A 5,490-nucleotide genomic window follows, 5' to 3' on the forward strand; every position below is an offset into this window, starting at 1 on the left:
GTGAAATTTTTATTGCATAGTTCGGGTGCGCACTGGTTGAATTGATTCAGATCAAATATGCAAACTGCTGACGCAGTATCCACATCATTTCTAGTTGCATGAACCTTCCTGGAGGATGATATGAAAAAATCCCTGAACTTCACGACCGGGGCACTGGCTGCGGTGATCCTGTCCGGTCCGCTGCTGTTGCCGCAAGCGGTGCTGGCCAAGACCATCACCGTGGTCAGCTCCGGTCCGCTGCAGCCTTACAACTACGTAGACGAAAACGAAAAATGGATCGGGCTGCAGGCCGAGGCGCTGGACTATGCCGCCAAGAAGGCCGGCTATGACCTCGAATATCGGACCATGGCTTTCGAGAACGAAATCCCCGCGCTGCTGAACGGCAAGGTGGACATCGCGTCGGGCATCTACATCACCAAAGAGCGCTTCGAGAAGCTGGATTTCATCCCGTTGGTGAAGTCCGGCTTCGGCATCCTCTCCACCAAAGAATTCGCCAAGGACGTGAAAGACTGGACCAACTATTGTGGCAAGGAAATCGCCATGCACTTCTCGGCACCCACCGAGAACGCGGTGAAAGCCATGAACGAGAAGTTCTGCCCGCCCGACAATCCCGCCATCTCGGCACCCAGCAGCGGCAACATTCCCGACCGCATCACAGCGGTTCGCAACGGCCGCGCCGCAGGCGCCATCGACGACGTGAACATGTGGCGTGCGGCGGCCTCGCGCATCCCCGAAGTCGCCGTCGCGCTGGAGCAAGTGGGCAACCAGGTGTACTGGCCGATCGCCTTCAAGAAAGGATCGCCGCTGCGGGCCGAGTTGCTGCCGCATATTTCCGAGTTCCTGAACACCAAGCTTGCCGAGGACGCTTCCATGAAGTTCGGTATGGGCAAGAACGTGTACATCAGCGGGGACATCGATACGGTGATCGAGGAATATCTGAAGGACAAGTAATCCGCCGCACCACGCGCACCGGGTGGGGGCGGCCGTCTCGGCCGTCGCCGCGCCTGGCGCGCCTCTTGTGCATGGGCGCCGCTGCGGGCCTGCCAGGGCGCCCTGCTATCCACTCTGAATTGAGCGTATTCCACCGTGCTTAGCGAATTTCTCAAATATCTGACGATGCCCTATCTTCTGGAGGGCGCGTACATCGCCATCCAGATATGGATCATATCCTTCATCGTTTCGTCCGCCCTGGGGATGGTGTTCGCGCTGATCAGGCAGAGCAAGCACATGGCCCCGCTCAGGTATCTGGTGGTCTTTTATGTCTGGTTCATCCGCGGCACGCCGATCATCCTGCAGCTGGTCGTCTGGTACAACCTGCTGCCATTCCTGGGTTACGACATCAATGAATTCTGGACCGCAGTCATCGCGCTGTCGGTCTGTTTTTCGGCCTATCTGTGCGAGGTGTTCCGCGGCGGCCTGATGGCTGTGCAGCCGGGCCAGATCGAGGCGGCGCAATCCATGGGATTCGGGCGCCTGGCCGTCACGCGTTTTTTCTCCATTCCGCAGGCGCTGCGCACGTGCACGCCATCGCTCATCAATTTTGCCATTTTGTTGATGAAGGACACTTCGATCACCTCGGTGATTGCGGTCAGCGAACTGACCCTGCGCAGCAACACGATCGTCGCGCGAAATTTCGAATACATCCCCGTGTTCGGTGCGGCGCTGTGCATCTACCTGCTGCTCACCACGGCCTTGACGCTTTTGCAGCACTATACCGAGATCTTCCTGGACTACGACAGCAAAGAGCGGCGCCTCACGCGCCGGGGCGGGAAGCAGTCGGTCGAGAAGAGCGGCACTCTGGTGGATTTCCTGGCGGGCGCCAAGGCGCACGACAAGAAGAACGAAGACTCGGTGCGTTTTCGCAAGGTGACCAAGTCGTTTGGCGAAAATGTCGTCCTGCAGGATATCGATCTGACCATCAAGAGCGGCCAGACCACGTGTATCCTGGGGCCCAGCGGGGCAGGCAAGAGTACGCTGCTCAGGACCATCAACCTGCTCGAGCCCATCGACAGCGGTGCGGTCTGGGTCAATGGCATCGACGTGGCCGACCGCTCCTGGAAGCACTGGTACCGGCGCGCCATGCCGGAATCCCTGAAAGTGCTGCGCCGGCGCCAGGCGGCCACCGCGATGGTCTTCCAGCAGTTCAACCTGTTCGAAAACTATTCGGTTCTCGACAACCTGTCGCTGGCGCCGGTGCACGTCATGAGGCGTGACCGCCACACGGTCAAGAAAGAAGCGCTGCAACTGCTCAACCTGCTGGGCCTGTCGGCCCTGGCCAACCGCATGCCGCAGCGCTTGTCCGGCGGCGAAAAACAGCGGATCGGCATTTTGCGTGCGCTGGCGGTGCGCCCCAAGACCTTGCTGTTCGATGAGCCGACTTCGGCGCTGGATCCCGAGCGCGTGGGCGAGGTCATCAACGTGATGCGTGACCTGTCGGCGGCGGGCGCCACCATGATCGTGGTGACCCATGAGCTGGAATTTGCCCGGACGTGCGCGGACTGGGTCGTATTCATGGCCGATGGCCGGGTAGTCGAAGAGGGCTACCCGGAAGATATGTTCCAGAGCCCGAAGACCGACCGGTTCAAGCAGTTTCTTGAAGGGATTTCGAATTGACTTGTGCAATGCATCACCGTGCTTTTTGAGAGAGGAAGAAAATGAAAATCATCATCGTAGGTGGCGGCATCGGGGGGCTCTCGGCTGCTGTGGGCTTATTGAAGCTGGGCATCGACGTGACCGTCCTGGAGCGCGCCGATGCCATCCGCACCGCGGGTGCCGGCCTGAACATCTGGCCCAATGGCGGGCGTGCACTGGGCGCGCTGGGGCTCAAGAACGAATATGACGACATCTCCGTGCGGCTGATGAAATACATCAACTACAGCAGCGCGGGCGTGCTGTTGCGAACGATCGACACCTCGGATTGGGGGGCACGGTTTGGGGCGTATGCCGTCGGCATGCATCGCCGGGCCCTGAACCTGATGCTGGCCGATGCAGTGGGCTACGAGAACATTCGCTTCAATACCGAGATCGTCAGCGTCCGGCAAGAGGGGGACAAGGTCTACTGCACGGCCAGCGATGACACCACGCTGGAAGCCGACGCGGTGATCGGCGCCGATGGCGTGCACTCGCGGGTGCGCACGTCGCTGGTGGGCGACGTGGCCCTGCGCGAAAACGAATACCATGCGTTCCGCTGCCGGGCGATCTTCGACATCAGCGAGACCTCGTTTGCGCGCGACGCGCAAACTGGGGCGTACGACGAAGATGGCTTCGTGTCGGTGATCCCGATCGGCAAGAGCAAGGCGTATTGGTTTGGCTCGGTCAACGGCGCTCGCACGCTGGACCAGTTTGTCGACACCGTGTCACGCTGGAAGGTGGGCGAATTGCCCGAACTGGTCGCCTCGACCTCCAAGGGGGTGATCCTGGAAAATCACCTGCAGGATTTCGGCGGGATTCCTTTCCGGTGGACGCACGGTCGCGTAACCCTGATGGGCGACGCCGCGCACGCCGTCATGCCCGATCTGGCCCAAGGCGCCACCCAGACCCTGGTCGATGCGGCCGCCCTGCAGGCCGCCTTTACGGAAACGCTCAATCCTGTCGTGGCGTTTCAGCGCTACGAGCAGCGCCGCCGGCCTACGGCAGACCACACCGTGGCCTGTTCGGCGCGCGGCAATTTCATGGGCGGGCGTCGGGTCAATCCGATTGCCATACGCTATGTCAATGAAGTCGAGGCCTTTCAGGGTTGAGAAACACGTTCGAGAAACAAGGTTGAAAACATGGATCCCTATCAATTTGACGTTCAGGAACTGGCACGCCTGGCTCAGGCGCTGGTCTCGGCCGAATCGCCGAACCCCCCTGGCGACGTGACACGGCCCATGAACGTGGCGGTCGACTATCTGCAGAAAAACGGCATTCCGTATATCGAGCTCACCAAGGATCCGCAGCGCGAAAAGCTCAATCTGGTCGCGCGGGTGGTGGGCGCAAAACCGGGCCCCAGGGTGGTCCTGAATGCGCACCTGGACGTGTTTCCGGGCGGCCAGTCCGCTCCGGCGCCCAGCACCGGCGCGTCGGCAGGCGCCGGGCCACTGTCCAGAATCGTGGGGCGTGGCGCGGTCGACATGAAAAGCGGCGCGGCCGCCTTCATGACGATCATGAAGCATTTCGCCGCCAGAAAGGACCACCTCTGTGGTGAAGTTACCCTGTGCCTGGTCTCGGACGAGGAAACCTTCGGCCCGTATGGCAGCCGGGCGCTGCTCGAGTTCTTCCCGTCGCTGGCGGGGGATTACCTGCTCAGCACCGAGCCCTCGTCGGCCTCTGTGGTGCGCTATGGCGAGCGCGGCTTCTGCTGGGTGGAAGTGGTCTTCACCGGGCCCGGTGGCCATGGCGCCTATCCTTCGGCCAAGGCCTCGCCCATCGATACCGCGGGGGCCTTCATTGCGGCGTTGCGCGAGCGCTGGCCAGAGGCGCGCAATACGTCGGGCAGTATCGGGCAGGATGTGTTGGCGCCCAAGGGTCATTCCTTCGTGAACGACATCTCGCTCAGCCTGGGCATGATCCAGGGGGGCGACAAGGTCAACATGAAGCCGACGGACTGCACCCTGTCGCTGGATTTCCGGATTCCGGTGGGCCAGTGCGTGGATGATGTGCTCGTGCCGTTGCGCGCGCTGGTGCAGGCGCATGAGGGCGAGATCGGCTACGTGAATTCCGGCGAACCCAACCAGAGCGATGCCACCGGCCCCCTGTTCCAGGCCATGTCGGCGGCCGTCGCCGCCGAAACTGGGCAGGCTCCGGCCCTGGCGGTGGGCCTGGGCTGCACGGATGCCCGGCTCTGGCGCTACCTGGGGGTACCTGCCGCCGTGTACGGGCCGGATCCGTCCACGATGGCCTTCAGCGAAGAATGGCTGGATGTGGATCAGCTCGAGACCATCACACGGGTTCACATGCGAACCATTTATGAAATCACCCAAACGCCCGTGCAAACCGCCGCGACCGAGTAAGGAGAACACAGAACATGCTGGCTAACCCGATCACCTGGCCCAATGGGGCCCGCTGTGCCGTCGCCATCACCTTCGACATGGATTCCGACAGCATCCTGTATTCGGATCATGCCGACCGGGCCTCCACCATGATCGGCACGGCGTCGTGGTTGCGCTACGATCAGGTCGCCGTGCCCCGGATCCTCAAGCTCTACCAGAAGCACGACATCAAACAGACGTTTTTCGTGCCCGGCTGGACGGCCGAGCGGTATGCAAGCGTCGTGCGCGAAATGGTGGCCGAAGGGCATGAAGTGGCCTTGCACGGCTACTACCATGAAAAGCCCAATACGCTGAATCCGCAGGTTGAAAAATACTGGTTCGAAAAAAGCGTGGATGCCGTCAGTACGGTCACGGGTCGCAAACCGGCGGGGTTTCGCGCGCCCAGCTATCGGTTTTCGAAGCACACCCTGGGGTACCTGCTCGAAGCCGGCCTGCTGTACGATTCCTCGCTGATGAGCAA

General features: G+C 61.3%; 5 protein-coding genes. All 5 read left to right on the forward strand.

Annotated features, from left to right (window positions below):
• Window positions 1-120: 120 nt before the first annotated feature.
• The gene (locus WCZ84_RS13500; protein WP_372686798.1) at window positions 121-951 is read left to right on the forward strand and encodes a transporter substrate-binding domain-containing protein; all 831 of its coding nucleotides are present in this window, start codon (window positions 121-123) and stop codon (window positions 949-951) included.
• A gap of 165 nt (window positions 952-1,116) precedes the next feature.
• Window positions 1,117-2,613, forward strand: coding sequence for an amino acid ABC transporter permease/ATP-binding protein (locus tag WCZ84_RS13505; RefSeq protein WP_372686799.1), 1,497 nt, complete (start codon window positions 1,117-1,119; stop codon window positions 2,611-2,613).
• Between the two features lie 41 nt (window positions 2,614-2,654).
• Window positions 2,655-3,740, forward strand: a complete 1,086-nt coding sequence (locus tag WCZ84_RS13510) for an FAD-dependent oxidoreductase (protein WP_372686800.1) — start codon at window positions 2,655-2,657, stop codon at window positions 3,738-3,740.
• Window positions 3,741-3,770: 30 nt separating this feature from the next.
• A complete protein-coding gene (locus WCZ84_RS13515; RefSeq protein WP_372686801.1) occupies window positions 3,771-4,991 on the forward strand; it encodes a M20/M25/M40 family metallo-hydrolase in 1,221 nt (406 codons plus the stop codon).
• A gap of 14 nt (window positions 4,992-5,005) precedes the next feature.
• The coding region (locus WCZ84_RS13520; RefSeq protein WP_372686802.1) for a polysaccharide deacetylase family protein at window positions 5,006-5,490 on the forward strand (485 nt) is incomplete at its 3' end.

This window comes from Castellaniella sp., from assembly GCF_041675725.1.
Lineage (GTDB): Bacteria > Pseudomonadota > Gammaproteobacteria > Burkholderiales > Burkholderiaceae_B > Castellaniella.

Coding starts and splice junctions, on each gene's coding strand:
- WCZ84_RS13500 (WP_372686798.1), top strand. CDS start 121: ATGAAAAAATCCCTGAACTTCACGACCGGGGCACTGGCTGCGGTGATC.
- WCZ84_RS13505 (WP_372686799.1), top strand. CDS start 1,117: ATGCCCTATCTTCTGGAGGGCGCGTACATCGCCATCCAGATATGGATC.
- WCZ84_RS13510 (WP_372686800.1), top strand. CDS start 2,655: ATGAAAATCATCATCGTAGGTGGCGGCATCGGGGGGCTCTCGGCTGCT.
- WCZ84_RS13515 (WP_372686801.1), top strand. CDS start 3,771: ATGGATCCCTATCAATTTGACGTTCAGGAACTGGCACGCCTGGCTCAG.